Genomic DNA, 18,423 nt, shown 5'->3' with positions numbered 1-18,423 from the left:
GATGTGTCTAAGATGCAAAATTCGACTGCTGAAATGCAAAAAATAAGAATTGAAATAGTAGCTATAATACAGCTACTAAATAATATAAAATTGAAGTTAATGCAGGAACTGTCAAATTGTCAATTCCGCCATAACTTAAAGCTTCACATACAGTTGCAACTGCTGAGATGACAATGATATACACTATATTGAATTCAGGCATTGTACATCCGATTGAAGTGAAGACCATCCATACAAATACGCTCATTACAGTTGTGACAACAAACATTGTAAGAGATCCTTCAACGGATTTTTGACCTTCAAATACTGTGTATTTGAGTTTTCCGAATTTTTGGCCAATCAATGCCGCAAATCCGTCACCATACACCATAGGCACAATAGCTAATGCCACAATCCAAATGTAGAATTTAGGGTCGCCGGCAGGAGCAATCATTGTAAATACCGCAATCAATATTGTCCAAATCAATGCATAAAAGAAAAGTCCCAATGCATGGCCTGATTCGGTTACGCTGTTTTTAATGGTAATTGGTGAGTATTCAGTTAAGAAGAACAAACCAATTGTGATAGGAAGTGTTAAAAACCAAACCATTACCCACGGATCTGAGAAAAATGGCATGGCAAATATCATGTTACCTACCATGATATGCAAAAATTTACGTGAAACTTCAGGCCTTGTCTTTAAAACCAATTCGGCTACAACGAAAATGACAGCTACATAAATGTATACTACAATTAACGCAAGGATGTCAGAGAATATCATTACTTATCATACTCCCCATATTCACAGCCAGCATTTTCCATTTTAACATGATCAATTAATGTTCCGTCTTTCTTGTATAGTTTGATTTCACCCCAACCGTTTCCACCATTCCATAAACGGTTGTGTCTTTTTTGGCCATCAGGAGCTTCGTAATTAATAAACATCATTTCATCACGTTTACAGTAAAGTACCATTTCCATTCTGGAATTTCTATTACTTGCATTTACATGCCATGTGTGGATATCTTCTCCTTCTTCAAAGTCAAAGTCTATTTTAACCATATTCCAGAATCTTGCGAAATTGTATTCATACATAGTACCTTCATAGTAAAAACCAATCAATAATTTACGAGGTATGGATATTCCAAATGCCTTTGGTCTTCCACCACCAGCTTCAAATGCGGAATTGTTTAGTTTTTTACCGGTTTTGAGACTTGTCAGATTACATGATGAAATCCATAGCCATGGTGAGGTAAAGTCCGCTCCCCAGTTCTTATCGGCATATCCATAAGATTTTTCAGGAATAACCTCATACTCTTCACCATCAAGCCAGATGGTTCCGCTATACTCAGTTTTGATTCCTTCAGCATGCCAAAACATTTCAAATGAGTTTAATTTTCTAAATAATGAATTTGCACCGTAACCCACATTAAAAGTGATTTTTTTATCAATATCCAAATCCCACATCATGTCACCCGCATCAGACATGTATTCAGGATGTTCGCGAGCTTCCTCTTCACTCACTCTTGAATATCCGCTCATGTGAGTTTCTGTTAAACTACAATCACCTACTTTAATATTCAATTCATCATCAGGGCATTCAAAGTATTTCATTGAATAGAAATTATGAATCTGCTTTGGATTTTTACCCCATGTTCCAGCTTTGACCATACAGTAAGACGGTTTTTTACCTGCAGCCTTATTTTCAGGCAATTGTCCTAAAGTTGGTTCTTCTTCAGCTAATGCTGGATTGCAAACAAAATATTCAATGAAAAAAGGTTTTGGTTCCCCTGTTTTTTTATTATATGCAGTTAAAGAGTGCCACCACCAGTCATATCCCTGTTTGGCAAGTGGACCTTTGAGCATAAAATAATCTCTCTTCAAATCACTTTTATTCATATACATCCTCCAAAGGTAATATGATATAAAGTTTGTTTTAATTATAATAAATAGGTTATTGTTAAATTAAAGAAAAAAAGAAGAAAAATAGATGAATTTACATTTTGGATTTCATTTCTTTAATATCTTCACGATAATAAAATCCGATAGTCAATATTATCAATAGGACTATAAATGAAATACCTGTCACTTTGAAAAATTCATCTTCATCAATTACAATTTGCTTTACAACAGATTGAGTGCCTGAATTTGCATCATTAGCTTTACCTGCATCGGATGCACTTGCCTGTGAGGTAGTTTGTGCACTTTCAGGTTGTGAAACATCATTTATCTGATTATTGCCGCTGTTACTAGGGTCCATACTTTGGCTATGGGTGCTGTTTCCTGTATTGTCACGGCTTTCATGGGATGACTTTCCATCACCTTTTGCAGTATTTCCGCCATGGCCCTGTCCATTTCCAGATCCATTACCTGTACCATCACCTATGTCCCCAAACAGCTCATATTGAGGAATAATCGGATAATTATACTCCGGAGACCTTCCATTAATCTCTTTAATGTTTTTTGTGTCCAAATCATGAGTATTGTCTCTGCGAGAATTGTCTACAGTTGCTCTTACAATATCCCCATTATTTGCATCAACAGTAAATACACCTGCACCACCATTGATTGAAATGCTGACTTTTTGACCATTATTGTTATAGGTTAATACTCTGTCCGGAAGCAAACTTGCAATATTTCCATTTGAATCAGTAAACAATGCCTGGTATTTATTAGGTCCAATTTGTGTAACAGTAAACTTAATATTGTTGGTTTTAATTTTTGGACAAACTCCTGCAAAATCTGTATACCAATTATCTCCTAACTGCAGTCTTTCACCATATTCCTGATAATAGGTATCTCTTGCTTCAACATCCATGTGCAAATTGCTGAAAATTGCATTATAGCTAATTTCCTGATTATTAGGCTTGACATATTCATCAAAGAATTGAATACCGTTTTCCCAATTATCGCTAATAACATTGGATTGAATGGAATTTGATCCTATTTTAGACATGGAAATCCCATTACCATGATTCGCTTCAATGGAATTGGATTTGATATTAACATTATTTCCAGCATTATATATTATAATTCCATCCTTAATGTTTTTTGAAATCGTATTCTTGTTGATGTGGATGTTTTTAGAACCTTCACCATAATTAACACCATTAATGCTTGTAGTCAAGTAGACACCATGTCTGCTATTGCTTGAAATAGTATTGCCATGGATATAAAGATTGCTTGTTTTTGCAACTACGATACCATTCTGACCATTTCCGGTTATCTTATTATTGAAGATATAAGTATAACTGGAATCTGCAATAGTTATTCCATTTTTAGCGTTTTTTACAAGATTATTATTAGTTACATTAAGATATTTGGTTCCGGTTGCAACAATACCATCGCCTTTGGATGTAATGTCATTATTAACTATTGTTACATAATCAACCTTATTTATTTCAATACCATTGCCTTCATTTTGAATATTGAACCCACTAATCTTGGTTAAAGCAGCATTTTTGCCTTTAATTGTGATTACTGGACTGGATGAACTGGATTTTAATGTGGTTTTGGAATTACTGATTAATGTTAAACTTTTAGTGACAATCAGATTAACATCTGAATAGCTCTTGCCTTTAAATAAAATCACATTATTCGGCTTTGCATTATCAATAATCTTTTGAATCTGAGTGTTACTCAATCCACTATCAACAACACGGGTATTGTTCATGATAACTGTTGTTGTTTTTGATGTTGATTGATATTTAGAATTCCCGGCGAATTTTGAAATAATCTTATAAGACCCATCTTTCAACCTAAGCTGAAGAGATGCAATACCATTTAAATCAGTGTTTTGATTATAAGTATTTCCATTAACTGTAAATGATACCCTGGTATTTTTTAAAGTATTATTATTTTCATCACTCAACTTAATTTTAAAATAATCTCCGATTACATCAAAGGTAGTATTGCTTTCAACATTAATATTAGTCTTAATTAATGAATCAGATTGCAAAACTTGCTGATTAGAATCCGCCTGCAATTCATGAGCTTCCTCCGACATCTCCAAATCCGTTGAATTATCAATATCGTGAGCTGCACTAACATTTAGAGTAAACAAAACCAATATAAACATTATAATAATGGTTAGTTTTTTATCCATGTTTCACCTCCTTTTACATCGATTGAGAAGAATTAATTATCATTAAATTAATCTTATGATATATATTTAATAATTATTAGTATATATTATTGTCTTTTTTATATTCATTAACAGAATTTAATTAAAAAAAAGCATTTTAAATAAATATTAATAAAAACTAATGAATTTAAGTGTTTAATAAAAAAAGGATATAACCTATAGGTAATATCGAAAATCAGAAAAAATAAACAATTCTAAAAACAAAAAATAAGCATTTTAAAAGTAGACCTAAAAGATATCATCCTCTTCATCAATGCAGTAAACATCATATCCGCATTTCGGACAATATTCCAGACCTTCATCAACCCATGCACCACAAACCGGACAATACATCAAATCCCTCACAAATTAATCAAAATCAAACCGAACATGCAAACGAAAATTCCCAAAATTTGGCGAATGGAAACATTTTCCCTATATAAGACGTATCCTACAACCAGAAGGACGCATGCAAGACCTATATTAGCCACAACGCTTGCATTGCTTACCTGCCAACCTGCACGATAAACAAAGACATATCCAACTTCCAAACCTACAATGACCAATGCTAAAATGATTGATGTCCAATTGATCTTTGATATTTCAACACCAACATTAGATGGTCCAACAGCAAATGCAAAGATAACTGCAGAAATTATTGCAGCTACAAAATAAGTAACCATCAATGCACCAAACGGATTTACATCACTTGGCATTGACTTCATGCATACATTATAAAACGTATTTGCGAGAATAACCATCAAAATAGGCCAAACTAGGTTCCAGTTCAATTAAATCACCAAAAAAAAGAAAAATTGAGTGAAGATAAACTTCACTATTTTGTACCATATACTCTGTCACCAGCATCTCCAAGACCAGGTAAAATGTATGCATTTTCGTTTAATTCCCTGTCAACTGTAGCGCAGAAAATTTCAACATCAGGATGGTCATCTTCAATGCATTTAATACCTTGCGGAGCAGCTACAATACATAACAGCTTGATTTTGGTTACTCCATCCTGTTTGAGTCTTGAAATAGTTGCAGATGCGCTTCCCCCCGTTGCAAGCATAGGGTCGATTACTAAGACTTCTCTTTTGTTAATTCCTTCAGGCATTTTATAGTAATATTCGACAGGTTGGAATGTTTCCTCATTTCTGTAAAGTCCAATATGGCCTATTTTTGCATTAGGGAAAACATTTAAGACTCCATCGACCATTCCCATTCCTGCTCTTAAAATTGGAACAATAGCATAATTATCTTCATCAATCATACCAGTTTCCATTTTTTCAAGTGGAGTTTCAATGGTTGTTTTTTCAAGTTTTGCATCTCTCATAGCTTCATACATTAAGATTGTAGAAATTTCAGTGACTAATTCCCTGAATTCCTTAGTTCCAGTATTAATATCTCTTAAAATTGCAAGCTTATGAGTTATTAATGGGTGATTTAATACAAATTCATTCATGTTTTTCCTCCGGCACTAACAAGTTCAACAATACACCAACAATCGCTGCAAGAGACATTCCTGAAATGGATATTGACAAGTCACCATATACAAATGATAAAGCTGCACCACCTAAACCTAAAACAAGCATAGTTGCGGCTATAACAACGTTTTTAGTATTGGTAAAGTCAACTTGGTTGTGGATTAATATTTTAAGACCATTTACACAAATGAATCCATATAACAATACAGAAATACCTCCTAAAACAGGTTGAGGAATAGCAGTTAAAAGAGCAGTTAAAGGTCCTAAGAATGCAAAGAGTATTGCAATAACTGCTGCAAGACCAATAACATAAGTGGATGCTACACGAGTCATACCCACAACAGAAGTGTTTTCACCGTAAGTTGTGTTTGCAGGACCCCCTAAGAATGCAGCTAACAATGTAGCAAGACCGTCACCGAGCAATGTTCTTTGAAGACCAGGATCTTCGATTAAATCACGGCCAATGATTTCACTTAACACTTTGTGGTCCCCAACGTGCTCCACCATTGTTACCAATGCAATTGGAACAATTGTCAGGACTGCTGCAAAGTTTAAATTATAATTCATAAATGGCAAGTAAAATTTAGGAACTTCAATTAAATGAGCAGACCATACCGGAGCAAAATCAACCATACCCAAAAATGCTGCAACAATATAACCTACAATAATACCAATTAAAAATGGAATGACCTGCTGGATTCCTCTTCCACGAACTGCAACAATTGCAGTCATTAAAAAAGCAACAAAAGCAACAAACAAATTATTCCATGGAACGGTCACTAAATCCAACCCAATCTCCTGGATAGCTGTTGGGGCAAGAGACAGACCGATAACCATAATCATCGGACCAACCACCACTGGAGGCAGTAACTTGTTAATCCAACCAGGACCAGTGACACGTATAATCAATGAAATAATTACATAAACAATACCAACAATCATTAATGCTGTAAATACACTTCCAGTACCCCCAATCGCATAACCTGTAACCATCGGAGCAATGAATGCAAACGAACTTCCCAGATATACTGGGCTCCTATTACGGGTACAAACTAAATAAATTAATGTACCTAAACCAGATGAAACCAATGCTACAGGAATTGATAAAATATCTGCGCCTGCAGTGGTGTTTACAACAATAGGAACTAAAATTGTAGCTCCAAACATTGCACATACATGCTGAATAGCAAGTAAAAGCATCCTAAGTGCAGGCGGTTTTTCACCAGTTCCATGTATCATATTAGAATTTATTTCCTCCATATATATCACAAAATTCTATATTTTTTCATAAATTGATTAATTATTTTAAAAAATTCTATTGAATGATTTAATAATTAAACTAAAAATATCTAAAATTTGTAAATCTTATTCCAGATATCGTTTTAACAATTTCTGATTATTAATATATCTCTGAATAAAAGTATAAAATATTTTCTTTACATGAAAAATTGATGGAAAAAATAAAAAAAAAGTTGGGAAAAAAATTCCCATTTAAATATCTAAGCTTCTGCAGGTTTTCCTTTCTCAGCCCATTTTACAGTCATAGTTGTAAATGGTTGAGCGATTACAGTCCAAATCAAACTTAAGAACCAATGTGAGAATATCATGACTAAAATTTCGATAGGAGAATATACACCAACGAATGCGAGACCGATAAATACAAAGTTATCGATCAATTGACTCAAAGCAATTACTCCAAAGTTTAAAACTGATGAATATTCTCTTCCTCTGTTAACAATAACAGTCATTCTTGCATTTGCAAAGTTACCGATTAAGTAACTGATATAAGATGCTATAAGAATTCTTGGAGTTTGGGTAAATACAAATGCTAAGCTTGAATCTCCTGTAAAGAAACTTGGAGAAGGCAAGAACAATATTAATGTTGTCATGAAAACAAACAACACGTCAACCGCAATACCTAAAAAGAGGGTTCTGCGCGCTGTTCTCTCGCCATAAACATCTGCAATTACGTTTGTTAAAATGTATACTAAAGGATAGATTAAAACTCCAGCCGGAGTTTCCATTCCTAAAAATCCAATGTTAATAATTTTAACAGTAATCAAGTTTGCGATTGTAAACGCCATACAGAAAAATGCAGTAATTATTACACGTTTTTCAGTAAAGTCAAAATTTAAATCCATACAAAATAATATTGATTTTAACAGTATTTAAACTTAACATTCAAAAATATCAAGTTTATTTTAGTTTAGACAAGGTAACTTGAATATCTGTCTAAAAAAAAGAAAAAAATGTCTAAAATTAAAAAATAACCTAATATTTACATTTTTTAAATAGTAATTTTTCAGGTCAATCCCATTTTCTGATTGGTATTGTGGCGATACCAATTGGCCCCCATACTATTGTAAAAACAATTTATGGAGTCCTTAGTCGAATTGCTGAGATTGTAATCAAGTCTGACAATAACGCTTTCTTCCCATACGGAAAATTTGTTTTTCATATAACTTACCTTAATCCACTTGCTTGGAATATTGTCATAACTGCCATATGAATTGCTAACCAAAACCTTTTTGCCGTCACCACTTATGTCCAAAATTGTAACATAATGTCTTTCGGCGTGGAAAATTAAAGCAGCTCCACCTTTTTTAAGCTCATCTAAAGCATCACCAAAAGACGCCTTGTAGAAGTATGTGCAGTTAAAGCCTGTTTTATTTAAACCTGAAATAATCCAAGGGCATTTTGTTCCATCAGCTGGATTTGTGCCCATTTGCTTAGCTAAATATCTTTCACAATAATAATTCCTTAAAACTTGAGTGCACACGCTTGCTGAAGTTGGTCCGCAATTATAATTTGTAGACTGAACATCCCTCACTTCCGGATACTTATATTCTTTGCCCTTTAGAGAAACGGTAATTTCTCCAGGCCAATAATTATACTTATTCTTTTGAACCAATTTTACATTAATTGCCCTTTCAATGACATTCCACTTTTCCCTCTTGATGATATGATTAGTATTAGGATGATTTTTTGTTTTGAAGAAGGTGTATTTGGATAATTTATTATTTAAGAACAGACAATAACTATCCCTTTTTATGACTTCCCTGTATTGTGCCTTAGTCAATGTGTATTTTGCACTATTATCCCCCATAACATAGCTTCCAGGCATTAAATCAATGTTTGGAATGCCGTTTTTAGTAGGAATTTTCTCTTTTAACGGATCTTTTACATTGCCTTCCACACAATTAATCTTTTTAAAAACCTTGAATTTGTCATACTTTGCACTTACAGTATAAGTCTTTGCCTTGACTTTAGGCTTAATAACAATAATTCCTTCGGAATTTGTCTTTTTGGTGAACTTATTGCTGCCGACTTTAATCTCAAGGGTTTTCTTTGTAATTGCTGATTTGGTCAATCCTTTCAAATAGATTCTCAAATAACCGTTTGTCAGAAGTTTGGAATTTCCTATCTTTATTGATCTTGCATATGTTACATGAAATTTGAGATATTTTGAAGATGATTTAAACTGATTGTCACCTTTAAATTTGGTATTTATAGAATATGTTGAAGGCTGAGCCTTTATCTTGCATGCGATTCTTCCATTTTTATTGGTTTTTTTGGCTAGCGTTTTTCCTTTGTATTTTATTATTATCTTTTTGCCTGAAACTGCATTCGAATTCTGGTCTGTTAGATAAAAATACAAATAATTCCCTCGGACTACAAAATTGGTGTAACAGGTGATTTTGGTTGCTAATTTTGATACTTTTATAGAGAATTGCCTGCTAACAGGATTGAATTTATCGTCCCCATCGAAAGAAACAATTACTTTATGGGTTTTGGCCGCCAAGTTAATGTTTAAATCAGCTGCACCTTTGGAATTTGTTGTAATTGAATATTTCTTACTGCCAATGGATGCAGTCAGCTTTTTAGATTTAATAGAATCTCCTGATGAATTCTTCAAATAAATTGTTAATGTATCCTTACTTTTGACCTTTGTTGACTTGACAGAAATCTTCGGAGTTGACTTTATGACTTCCATTTCCTCGGTAATGTTGGCATCATCTGACACATCAATGAATTTGAATCATCACCGCCATTTGAATAATCATCCACAACCAATTCAGATCCATTTCCATCCAATTGATAAGAATCAGTCACATTAACGTCATTCGCAGAAACGGCAGCTATATTCAAAACTATGAAAATCAACAAAATAATGAGAAATTTCGTTTTAAACCGCATGAATTCACCTTAACCATTCTAATATTTGGTCAGATTGATTAAATAGTTGATGTAAAAATTATTTTACAATTCATGTGAATTACATTTTGAAAAAAATAGATTTGTTAAAAAGAGTTTCAATTAAAAGAAATTTTAGGAAAAACCTAAAAAATCTAATCAATTGAAAGATATCACGAGCAATTAGTTAATTGTTGTATTATAATCCAGTTAATGCATTTTTAGGTCTGTAAACTACTCAGTGATTATTTATTTTCTTGCATTTCCAACTCTACGAGCCACTACTAATTCTCCAACAGAAATTAAACCTGCAAAGAATTTTTCCAAACCGCCGGTTGCCCAGATTGCTTCACCAAATGTGGAATTAACAATGCTGGCCTCATATTCTTCAGCTGTGATTTTCTGACCGGTAGTCTTTTGGGATACCAAAGCGGAAGCCGCCATTAGCTCTTCCCATGTTACTCCATGGAGCTGATTTTGCATTGCTTTATATAATTTTTCAACTTTAATATCGTATAAATCAGACAACAGTTCTACAATGTCGCAAGCGCGCACCATACCGATTACCTGATTGTCGTCATTTACAACAGGCACGGTAACGAACTTGTTGTTTGCAGTCAAAATCACTGCTTTTCTTGCAGGATCCTCTTCATGAACAGTTGAAACCTCTTCAGCACTGCTCATAATCTCTGAAATTTTTTCATTGCCTTCTCTTAAACCTTTAGTAATGTCAAAGGAGGTTACCCATCCGACCAATTGCTTGTTATCATTCACGACAGGACAAGTAAAACGTCTAACCTCTTCCATTGCTTTTGAAACATCCACTACACTGTCATCACAGTTTAAATATACAAAATCTTTATCCATTAATTCTTTTGCTCTCATAAACAGACCTCATTTTTATTCAATTTCAATTCTTTTCAAAGCTCCAACAGGACAATGTTTTGTGCATTGAGTACATCTGATGCATTTATCATTGTCTAATACAACTTCACCATCCACCAATTCAATAGCATTAGTAGGACAATTCTCTTCACATAGATAACAATTAACGCATAATGGGTAATTGATATCAATGACTCTGCCGTGGACAATAGGTCCTAAATACCTATCCAGTTCAATTGCATTGTCATTAAGTGAGATTTCAACGCAAGCCCCACATCCAATGCACATTTTTTCATTAATATATGGATATAATTCATCTTCAATTAAATCGATGCCCAAATCCATATTCAAATTATCGAAAAACTCTTTAAATTCAAGAGTGAATGCATTCGTTGGACATAAGTTCGCACAATCATCCCAATTGTTATCAACCGAATAATCAATTGAAATACTATTCATTCTAACAACCCTGTGAGGACAACTTACATTGGACAACTTGTATTCAATGACGTCTCGGTCATCGTCATCATCGTAAACAACTGAGTTATCAATTAATTTTATTGCTGAAACAGGGCATGTTTGAACACAACTTTCACATTTAACACATTTTTCAGTTATTTTAGCTATTCTGAAAATATTAGCTGGTTCAATTGCATTAACTGGGCATTCACCAACACATGTATTGCACCTTACGCATCTAGGTGCAACCGCAATGATTTCATCATCAACATTGAAATCCTCCAATTCAAATTGGAAATCATCGCTGTCATCATCTAATTCAACAGATTTTAATAATACTTCCTTTTCCAGGTTTTTCATCTGTTTTATAAAAGATACATTCATATTAATACCAACTAACTAATTTTTTTTAAAAGAACTCCTCTAAATCTTTTAAGGTTGGGAATTTATCCATTCCAAATCCTTCAATAGCTTTGCTAGCAACCCAATTTCCGATTTTGCAAGATTTTTCCAAATCAAATCCCTTTAGGTAGGAATATAAAAATCCGCTGTTGAAACTATCGCCTGCGGCAGTAGTGTCCACAACATTGCAGGGGTATGATTCAACAAAGCAATCCTGTGAATTGCTCATTGCAAATACTCCTTTTGAACCTTGCTTTATTACAACAGTTTCGATTCCAAAATCGAGTAAACCAACAGCCAATTCCTTTAAAGAAGCTTTATTATTATTACATAATAATCTTAATTCTGATTCATTAATGAGTAGAATATCTGTTCTTTTCAATATTGGTTCTAACTCATCAAATCCCTTTTGTACATATAACATTCCAGGATCAAAGCTCAATACGGTTTCATCATTGAGAAGATCCAACAATTCAATTTGAGCTTTAAATGAATCTCCGACAAATGACGTATAATGCATAATTTTGCATCTCATGATGTTCAACGGATTTATCTCTCCAATTTGAATATCATCATTGACACCAGGGTCAATATAAAGACATCTTTCACCATTGCTATCGACAAATCCCAAACATTTGCCTGTAGCTCCGGTTTCAGAGTAAATCAAATTATTGCTGTAAACTCCATTAATGGCCAAATTATATTCAATCAAATCGCCGTCATCATCTTCAGCAATTTTTCCAATGAATGATGTGGAGCAACCTAACCTAGCCAAACCCACAATGGTATTTGCCGCTGACCCCCCTGGAGTGTCAGTTTCGCTTTTTATAAAGCTTTCCTCATCATGGCCAGCGATATTTTCCACGGAATAGAGTTTGTCAACATTCAATGCTCCAAATCCTATTACCTCTGCATTAAGATCATTATCTAGAATTTCCATTTTAAAACCTTACTTTAGAATATCTAATAAATTTACATTTTTATCTCCAAGTTTACCGTCAAAATTACCTGCAGATATTTCAATTACTCCATCAAATTTTAAAGCCGCATCAATACCAGCTTTTAAAGCTTTATTCATGGACTCCTCATCAATTGCATTAACTACAATTTCAGGAATATAATTAACGCCTTCCGGAACTTTAGAAATATCCCCTAAAGTTTCCTTAAGGGAAGGGCAGTAAAAATGATTAGTAGTCGGACCGATTTCCGGATAATTTGTTTCCGGTTTTGAAGCGGCTGAGCATACTCCAAATGGCGCAGTTGCACCTTCAACCTCCATTATGGCATCAATAATTGCATCTCCAGCATCTAAAACCGCTTCTGGAGTTTCACAGAAATACCAGAAATTACCTCCCATTATTCCATCATTTATTTTGAACTTTTCTTCAATCTGGAAATCAGGAACCGCAATTGGAACATTAATCATCTTTCTTCCGTATTCTTCTACAACCCATTCGTAGCCATCACCGCAATGGCCTACAATATCCATCATTTCAATGTATTCATCACTGTCAGTTGTAGAATAATCAAAAATACGTGTAAATGGTTTAACCAACACATCCTGTCTTAATCTGTAGGACAGTTCGAAAGCAAATTTATCAATATCATCATCACCTAACCAATATTGAACAACAGCACCAAATCTGCCGTCAGGAGTTTGTGATTCATCTAAAAATCCTTCAACACCCCCTTCAACTCTTCCAATGACTGAGCTTGGAGTTGAAGTTGAATCATAAGCTGCACTTTTAACAATTTTTTCATTTGGTCCTGTAATTAAAGCTCTTACATATTTGCCTTCAAAAGCTTCAAAGAATGTGTCTTGTACTTTTTCATAACTCATTTTATACACCTATTAACCTAATCCACCTATATCCTCACCGCGAATGTTATTTCTCATTTCTTTGCTGACTTTTAAGATATCCTCATAATTGTCATCGGATATAATCTGGATTATTGGATAATCTTTACCATCAAAAGTTGAGAAAAACTCTTTTTTGACTTCAGAGTCAATTTCATAGCCATCAAATAAGTTTTCCATATCTTTTGAAACATTATAATCATCAATAAATTTTAAAACATTATTTTTATCAGTATTTATATAGATACTAGCTATTACCGCAGTTGTAACCGCACTTGGAGATACAATGGCGATTTCAGCAACCCTCAACGGGTATTCATTGCCATTGAATGAAATGCTTATTCCATTATTTTTGCGGGCAAAATCTAGGGGCTCCACATCAGTGATGCTGTCTCCAATGTACAATATCTCATTGACATTTATGCCGTCCCTTTCAATAATCTCGTCAATAGCCAACTTCTTGCCTTCGCCACCAACAACATCAATCTTTTTGATTTCCTCATAAATTCCCATTTCAGTTATTTCGGAAAAGAATATTCTGTCGAATAATTCGTAATCATCCGGATTGTCCAAAATCAATTCCTTGAATTCATTGATTTTTTCTAATTCTTCGTTAGTTAGAGTTAGGTTATCTAGATTGACCTTTGTGTAAAATGTATTTTCAAATGGAAGTTCCATATAATTGGATATGGCTTCAATATATTGGCCATAACTGGTACTAACAATGTAAGTATTCATGGCTTTCTTCAAGTAACTTAAAAGGAATTTTGAATCGTTGACAGCAAAAATGTGATTTTGTGAAAAATCAATTAAATCATCATTTGAAAGATTTTCAGATACGAAGAAAGGCAAAATCAATTTTAAAGTATTACCTGCCTTATAGCCTTCCTTTTTAACAACGTCAACTAAATAGTCATCATATAAACTAAGGATTTTAAACAGTTCATCCCCATTTTCTATGAAGTTAGCTGATAACTCAAATGCATTGTCATTTAAGGTTAATGGCCCTTCACAATCGGTTATAAATGATTTTTCAAACATCAACTCACCTGAAATTAACTATTCTAATTGCATCAAGCGGGCAAATTGCCTCGCAGGTTCTACAATAAATACATTTTTCACCGTCGAATTCTATCTTATCGTCGTTTAATGTCAATGCCCCAACAGGACAATTCTTTGTACAGATTGCACAGGCTTGACATTTGTTTTCTGAAAGTGAAAAATCGCCCAATCTTTGCTTATAGAGATAAGACCTTGCATAATACAAATCAGTGTCTTTACTATAGAAATAATCATCATAAGCTCCAATTGCATCAAACTGACATTGCTCTACACACTTACCGCAATATACACAGTCATCATTAATTACAATTGGACTTGGACCATTTTGCTCAATAGCTCCAACAGGACATACATTGAAACATTCACCACATGCGACACATTTGTTTTCATAAACCTCGATGTTCCTATCCATTAGATAAGATCCGAAAAGTTTTGTGAACTTATCCACTTCAATGCTTGAATCAATACTGACTCTCAATTCCCTTTCCATCGCATCATTCACTTTATATTCAACGAAGTTTTCAAAGTCCAAATCATTGAATTCCAATGCAGTGGATTTTCCTACTTTTTCTAAAACTTTATTAAGACTGATTAAATCAAGAGACAATATTTTTATATCGTGGTCGACGATTTCAGAGACAATGTCGAATGATTTGATTTCACTATACATCTTATAGGCCTTTTTACGTGAAGAGTACTTTATTGCTCCTGAAGGACAGGAGTGCATACATTCCTCACATCTTGCACAGTAGCCCGGATTGATGTACGGCAGCTTGTTTGTTCTTGCAACATTAAGCGCTCCCATTGATGGGCAGACTCTTGTACATGTCATACAGCCTATACAGTTATCCTGATTTACAACAACAGCCTTACCACCCTTGACAGTCTTAGGAAGCAATTGACCGTATTTGATTGCATCTGTAGGACATACCCTGAAACAATATCCGCAGCGTACACAGGTATCCTTATCAATCTCACTGTGAGGTTCATCCTTACCATCAGCAACAATGTGTATTGACCCGTTTTTACAGGCTTGAACACATGCCCCACATGCCTTACATAATTTCACGTTGATGTTTGGAACATTTTCCTTTATTGGAGGATCCATATGCACATCTAATGAAATGGCATCATATGGACAAGCATTACGACATAATACACAACCAAAGCAAGTATTTTTTATTTTTATAAGACCTTCATCTTCATCTGTGTAAATCGCATCGATTGGACATGAATTAAGACATGGCTTATCTTTACAGTTTGCACATTTGGTCTGGTCAATTAAATAATCAACGTCAACATATCTCAATGGTCTTGGTGTTTTAGTATAACTATCAATCATAACACTCACTCCATTACAATATCCTCATTTAGATTAGATGCCTTTACAGTCACATGAATGTTCTCACCGTCATCAAGTGAAAATTTGGCAATGAAATATTTGATTACTGAAAACGGACATGTCTGGTAACAAATACTACAACGCAAACATCTATCTTTATCTCTTACAATAGTGTTCTCCTTCTCATCAAAGGAAATGCACTTGGTAGGACAGTCAGGAATACATAATTGGCATTTTTCACATTTGTCCTTATCCCAATCAATAATCCTGATTTTAAGCCTATTCACTGCATTGGTAATGATTTCCAATGCGACTTCATCATCAGGAATGATTTTTAATGCATCATCCCAAATCTCAGATAGGGGAACATCATATTGCAATAGCTCATCTCTTTCCAATGACCTCAAGTCTTCTTCTTTATTATTGATGTAATCTTCAAGATAAGTGACGCATAAAAGGATCAGGTCTTTTTGGTCTTGTAAATTTTCAACAAAGACACCTTTCATTGCACCATTTACCGGACAAACATCCAAACAATCTCCGCAGGAAATACATTTGAGTTGGTCAACAACAACCCTTCCGTCAATTTCGCTGATAGCATCTACAGGACATTGCTTTAGACATTTTTTACATTTTATACATAAATAATCGTCAACAATATATTGCCTTTTTGAAGGAATAATATTGAATTCAGGTAAAATTAAATGATTCAAACCGCATTCCAAGGTTTTTGGGTCTGTTGGGCAAACTTCAGCACAGAAACCGCAACGTATACATGCGCCAGGTGTGATTACCGGGTAAGTCAAACCTTCCCCTGTTTCACTGTCCTTTTCACGAATTAATTTGATTGCATTTGGAGAAGGACATGAAACGGTACAAGCACCACAACCGATACAGTATTCCTTGTTGACTTTTGGAAAATCCCTGAATCTTTCAGGTTTTTCGGCGATTTCAGGGTCTGTCTTTGCATCTGCAAACGCATCGGCCCATGCCTTTCTTGCAAAATCAAAAATATACCACATCAGAGATGACATCATATCACCTCATAAATATTTTTATATTCGGTTTTTCCGTGCTCATTAGTAATGGCTACCCTTTCAGCACATGCCACACAAGGGTCGCATGAAGCATAGGTTGAAACGGCATCAGCCACTGTTGGAACATCACGTATCATATATTTTGCACAGGAATCCATATTTGAAATACTTGGAGTTCTAATGGAAATGTTCTTAATCAGATTACCATTAGTCTCAATCATGTAGGTAACTTCACCACGAGGAGCCTCATTTCTACGCATTGCATAGCCTGATTTAATGTCAGCAGGAGTACGAACTTCACCATCAGGAATGTTTTCAATCGCTTGTCTAATTAAACTGATTGATTCTGGAATTTCATCGAATCTAGTCATTGTTCTTGCGTAATTATCTCCTTCTTTTCTTCTGATTACCTTAAAATCAAAATGATCATCATAAGTATAATGGCCTACCCTGTAATCCTCCTTAACATCAGAAGCCCTTCCTATAGGACCTACAGCACGTCCTTTAATAGCTTCTTTTTTACTCATTACACCGATTCCTTTACATCTTAATGCTAAAGCAGGACCTTCTGCAAACAGAGCACGAACAGTTTCGAAATTGTCTTCAATTATCTTAAGGTTTTCGAGTATCGGTTTGAAATGGCGTTCATCAGCATCCATTCTGACACCACCCACAACATTCCATCCCATGTTGACCCTATTTCCTGTTAACAGTTCAATCGAATCCATTGCGTATTCCCTTAATTCCAAAACATGCATAAACAATGTTTCGTGATCCATTGATTTGAAGAATGTGGAATTCGCCAGGAAGTGGCTTTGAATTCTATCGAGCTCATTTGTAATTACTCTTAAGAATTGAGCCCTTAGCGGAACATCAACATCGGAAATTTGTTCAATGGTTTCTGCGAAAGTTTGAGTGTGTTCATAGGAACAAATACCACATACACGCTCTGAAAGATAAATTCCTTTCTGCCAGGTTTTACCTTCAATTATCTTTTCAATACCTCTGTGAACATAACCATATTCAATCTCTGCCTTAACAACGCGTTCCCCTTCAGTTTGCAGTTTAAGTCTGATAGGTTCCTTTAAAGCAGGGTGAATTGGACCAATAGGCACTATCATCTTTCTTCCCTCCCACGATCAGCAATAGCTTGCGGACCAACGGCTAGAATAGCTTCCAATATTTCACTAGGTCTAGGCGGACATCCTGGAATAGCCGCATCAACAGGTATGAAATCGGATGCAGGTGCATTTACGTGACCTCCTTCCTGATTGAATACATCACCTGATTGCGGGCAGTTTCCAATAGCTACCACTATTTTTGGTTCAGGAGCTTTATCATAAACTCTTTTTAAATTATCGACCCATTGCTCTGTTACTGCACCAGTTATCAATAGGACGTCAGCTTCACGAGGATTGTTGTGAACATAAATACCGTATTGCTCTAAATCATATCTTGGAGACAACAGTGCAACAACCTCTACGTCGCATCCATTGCATCCGCCACAGTTAATGAGGCAGACGTGAATTGAGCTTTTTCTCACAACATCCTTAATAGCATTTAACATTGTACTCCCTCTCTCTTTTTATAAAATTATA

18 protein-coding genes are annotated in these 18,423 nt (G+C 34.7%); all 18 read right to left on the bottom strand.

Features of this window, described 5'->3' with window-relative positions:
- Positions 1-61: 61 nt before the first annotated feature.
- The 18 genes from QZU81_RS04320 to QZU81_RS04235 all read right to left on the bottom strand — a co-directional run bounded on the left by QZU81_RS04320 (position 62) and on the right by QZU81_RS04235 (position 18,392).
- The gene (locus tag QZU81_RS04320) at positions 62-760 is read right to left on the bottom strand and encodes a diacylglycerol/polyprenol kinase family protein (RefSeq protein WP_295589587.1); all 699 of its coding nucleotides are present in this window, start codon (positions 758-760) and stop codon (positions 62-64) included.
- Positions 760-1,845, bottom strand: coding sequence for a tocopherol cyclase family protein (locus QZU81_RS04315; RefSeq protein ID WP_295589586.1), 1,086 nt, complete (start codon positions 1,843-1,845; stop codon positions 760-762). Before QZU81_RS04315 ends, QZU81_RS04320 begins: the two co-directional genes overlap by 1 nt.
- Before the next feature lie 130 nt (positions 1,846-1,975).
- The gene (locus QZU81_RS04310; RefSeq protein WP_295589584.1) at positions 1,976-4,084 is read right to left on the bottom strand and encodes a nitrous oxide reductase family maturation protein NosD; all 2,109 of its coding nucleotides are present in this window, start codon (positions 4,082-4,084) and stop codon (positions 1,976-1,978) included.
- Between the two features lie 380 nt (positions 4,085-4,464).
- Positions 4,465-4,893 (bottom strand): EamA family transporter, encoded by a 429-nt coding sequence (locus QZU81_RS04305; protein WP_295589582.1) that lies wholly within the window; start codon positions 4,891-4,893, stop codon positions 4,465-4,467.
- 44 nt (positions 4,894-4,937) lie between these two features.
- A complete protein-coding gene (gene upp, locus QZU81_RS04300; protein ID WP_292851435.1) occupies positions 4,938-5,564 on the bottom strand; it encodes a uracil phosphoribosyltransferase in 627 nt (208 codons plus the stop codon).
- The gene (locus tag QZU81_RS04295) at positions 5,557-6,846 is read right to left on the bottom strand and encodes a uracil-xanthine permease family protein (protein ID WP_295589580.1); all 1,290 of its coding nucleotides are present in this window, start codon (positions 6,844-6,846) and stop codon (positions 5,557-5,559) included. The genes upp and QZU81_RS04295 overlap by 8 nt, the downstream gene beginning before the upstream one ends.
- Positions 6,847-7,085: 239 nt before the next feature.
- Entirely contained in the window at positions 7,086-7,727 is a 642-nt protein-coding gene (locus tag QZU81_RS04290; RefSeq protein ID WP_292823348.1) for a queuosine precursor transporter, read from the bottom strand.
- A gap of 161 nt (positions 7,728-7,888) precedes the next feature.
- Positions 7,889-9,610 carry a hypothetical protein gene (locus QZU81_RS04285; protein WP_295589578.1) on the bottom strand — a complete coding sequence of 574 codons (1,722 nt, stop codon included), beginning with the start codon at positions 9,608-9,610 and terminating at the stop codon, positions 7,889-7,891.
- Positions 9,568-9,783, bottom strand: coding sequence for a hypothetical protein (locus QZU81_RS04280; RefSeq protein ID WP_295589577.1), 216 nt, complete (start codon positions 9,781-9,783; stop codon positions 9,568-9,570). The genes QZU81_RS04285 and QZU81_RS04280 overlap by 43 nt, the downstream gene beginning before the upstream one ends.
- 246 nt (positions 9,784-10,029) lie before the next feature.
- Positions 10,030-10,665, bottom strand: a complete 636-nt coding sequence (locus tag QZU81_RS04275; protein ID WP_292823352.1) for an HPP family protein — start codon at positions 10,663-10,665, stop codon at positions 10,030-10,032.
- Positions 10,666-10,680: 15 nt separating this feature from the next.
- Positions 10,681-11,508: a 4Fe-4S binding protein gene (locus QZU81_RS04270; RefSeq protein ID WP_295589575.1), complete on the bottom strand. Its 828-nt coding sequence runs from the start codon at positions 11,506-11,508 to the stop codon at positions 10,681-10,683.
- A gap of 25 nt (positions 11,509-11,533) precedes the next feature.
- Positions 11,534-12,466 carry a carbohydrate kinase family protein gene (locus tag QZU81_RS04265; protein ID WP_292851420.1) on the bottom strand — a complete coding sequence of 311 codons (933 nt, stop codon included), beginning with the start codon at positions 12,464-12,466 and terminating at the stop codon, positions 11,534-11,536.
- 9 nt (positions 12,467-12,475) lie between these two features.
- Entirely contained in the window at positions 12,476-13,366 is an 891-nt protein-coding gene (locus QZU81_RS04260) for a formylmethanofuran--tetrahydromethanopterin N-formyltransferase (RefSeq protein ID WP_295589574.1), read from the bottom strand.
- Between the two features lie 12 nt (positions 13,367-13,378).
- A complete protein-coding gene (locus tag QZU81_RS04255) occupies positions 13,379-14,425 on the bottom strand; it encodes a hypothetical protein (RefSeq protein WP_295589572.1) in 1,047 nt (348 codons plus the stop codon).
- 4 nt (positions 14,426-14,429) lie between these two features.
- Complete coding sequence (locus QZU81_RS04250; protein WP_342764260.1) at positions 14,430-15,797, bottom strand: 4Fe-4S binding protein; 1,368 nt, start codon at positions 15,795-15,797, stop codon at positions 14,430-14,432.
- Positions 15,794-16,822, bottom strand: a complete 1,029-nt coding sequence (locus QZU81_RS04245; RefSeq protein ID WP_292823365.1) for a 4Fe-4S binding protein — start codon at positions 16,820-16,822, stop codon at positions 15,794-15,796. Before QZU81_RS04245 ends, QZU81_RS04250 begins: the two co-directional genes overlap by 4 nt.
- The gene (locus tag QZU81_RS04240) at positions 16,822-17,946 is read right to left on the bottom strand and encodes a nickel-dependent hydrogenase large subunit (protein ID WP_292851408.1); all 1,125 of its coding nucleotides are present in this window, start codon (positions 17,944-17,946) and stop codon (positions 16,822-16,824) included. Before QZU81_RS04240 ends, QZU81_RS04245 begins: the two co-directional genes overlap by 1 nt.
- Positions 17,943-18,392, bottom strand: a complete 450-nt coding sequence (locus tag QZU81_RS04235; RefSeq protein ID WP_292823369.1) for an NADH-quinone oxidoreductase subunit B family protein — start codon at positions 18,390-18,392, stop codon at positions 17,943-17,945. The genes QZU81_RS04240 and QZU81_RS04235 overlap by 4 nt, the downstream gene beginning before the upstream one ends.
- Positions 18,393-18,423 lie beyond the last annotated feature (31 nt).

Origin of the sequence: uncultured Methanobrevibacter sp., from assembly GCF_902770715.1 — an archaeon.
In the GTDB taxonomy this organism is placed as follows: Archaea; Methanobacteriota; Methanobacteria; order Methanobacteriales; family Methanobacteriaceae; genus Methanocatella.
The sequence above is the reverse complement of the archived record's forward strand: the minus strand, read 5'-3'. Positions and strand labels throughout refer to the sequence as shown.

Coding starts and splice junctions, on each gene's coding strand:
- QZU81_RS04270 (WP_295589575.1), bottom strand. CDS start 11,508: ATGAATGTATCTTTTATAAAACAGATGAAAAACCTGGAAAAGGAAGTA.
- QZU81_RS04240 (WP_292851408.1), bottom strand. CDS start 17,946: ATGATAGTGCCTATTGGTCCAATTCACCCTGCTTTAAAGGAACCTATC.
- QZU81_RS04320 (WP_295589587.1), bottom strand. CDS start 760: ATGATATTCTCTGACATCCTTGCGTTAATTGTAGTATACATTTATGTA.
- QZU81_RS04295 (WP_295589580.1), bottom strand. CDS start 6,846: ATGGAGGAAATAAATTCTAATATGATACATGGAACTGGTGAAAAACCG.
- QZU81_RS04245 (WP_292823365.1), bottom strand. CDS start 16,822: ATGTCATCTCTGATGTGGTATATTTTTGATTTTGCAAGAAAGGCATGG.
- QZU81_RS04280 (WP_295589577.1), bottom strand. CDS start 9,783: ATGCGGTTTAAAACGAAATTTCTCATTATTTTGTTGATTTTCATAGTT.
- QZU81_RS04290 (WP_292823348.1), bottom strand. CDS start 7,727: ATGGATTTAAATTTTGACTTTACTGAAAAACGTGTAATAATTACTGCA.
- QZU81_RS04235 (WP_292823369.1), bottom strand. CDS start 18,392: ATGTTAAATGCTATTAAGGATGTTGTGAGAAAAAGCTCAATTCACGTC.
- QZU81_RS04255 (WP_295589572.1), bottom strand. CDS start 14,425: ATGTTTGAAAAATCATTTATAACCGATTGTGAAGGGCCATTAACCTTA.
- QZU81_RS04275 (WP_292823352.1), bottom strand. CDS start 10,665: ATGAGAGCAAAAGAATTAATGGATAAAGATTTTGTATATTTAAACTGT.
- upp (WP_292851435.1), bottom strand. CDS start 5,564: ATGAATGAATTTGTATTAAATCACCCATTAATAACTCATAAGCTTGCA.
- QZU81_RS04260 (WP_295589574.1), bottom strand. CDS start 13,366: ATGAGTTATGAAAAAGTACAAGACACATTCTTTGAAGCTTTTGAAGGC.
- QZU81_RS04315 (WP_295589586.1), bottom strand. CDS start 1,845: ATGCTCAAAGGTCCACTTGCCAAACAGGGATATGACTGGTGGTGGCAC.
- QZU81_RS04310 (WP_295589584.1), bottom strand. CDS start 4,084: ATGGATAAAAAACTAACCATTATTATAATGTTTATATTGGTTTTGTTT.
- QZU81_RS04265 (WP_292851420.1), bottom strand. CDS start 12,466: ATGGAAATTCTAGATAATGATCTTAATGCAGAGGTAATAGGATTTGGA.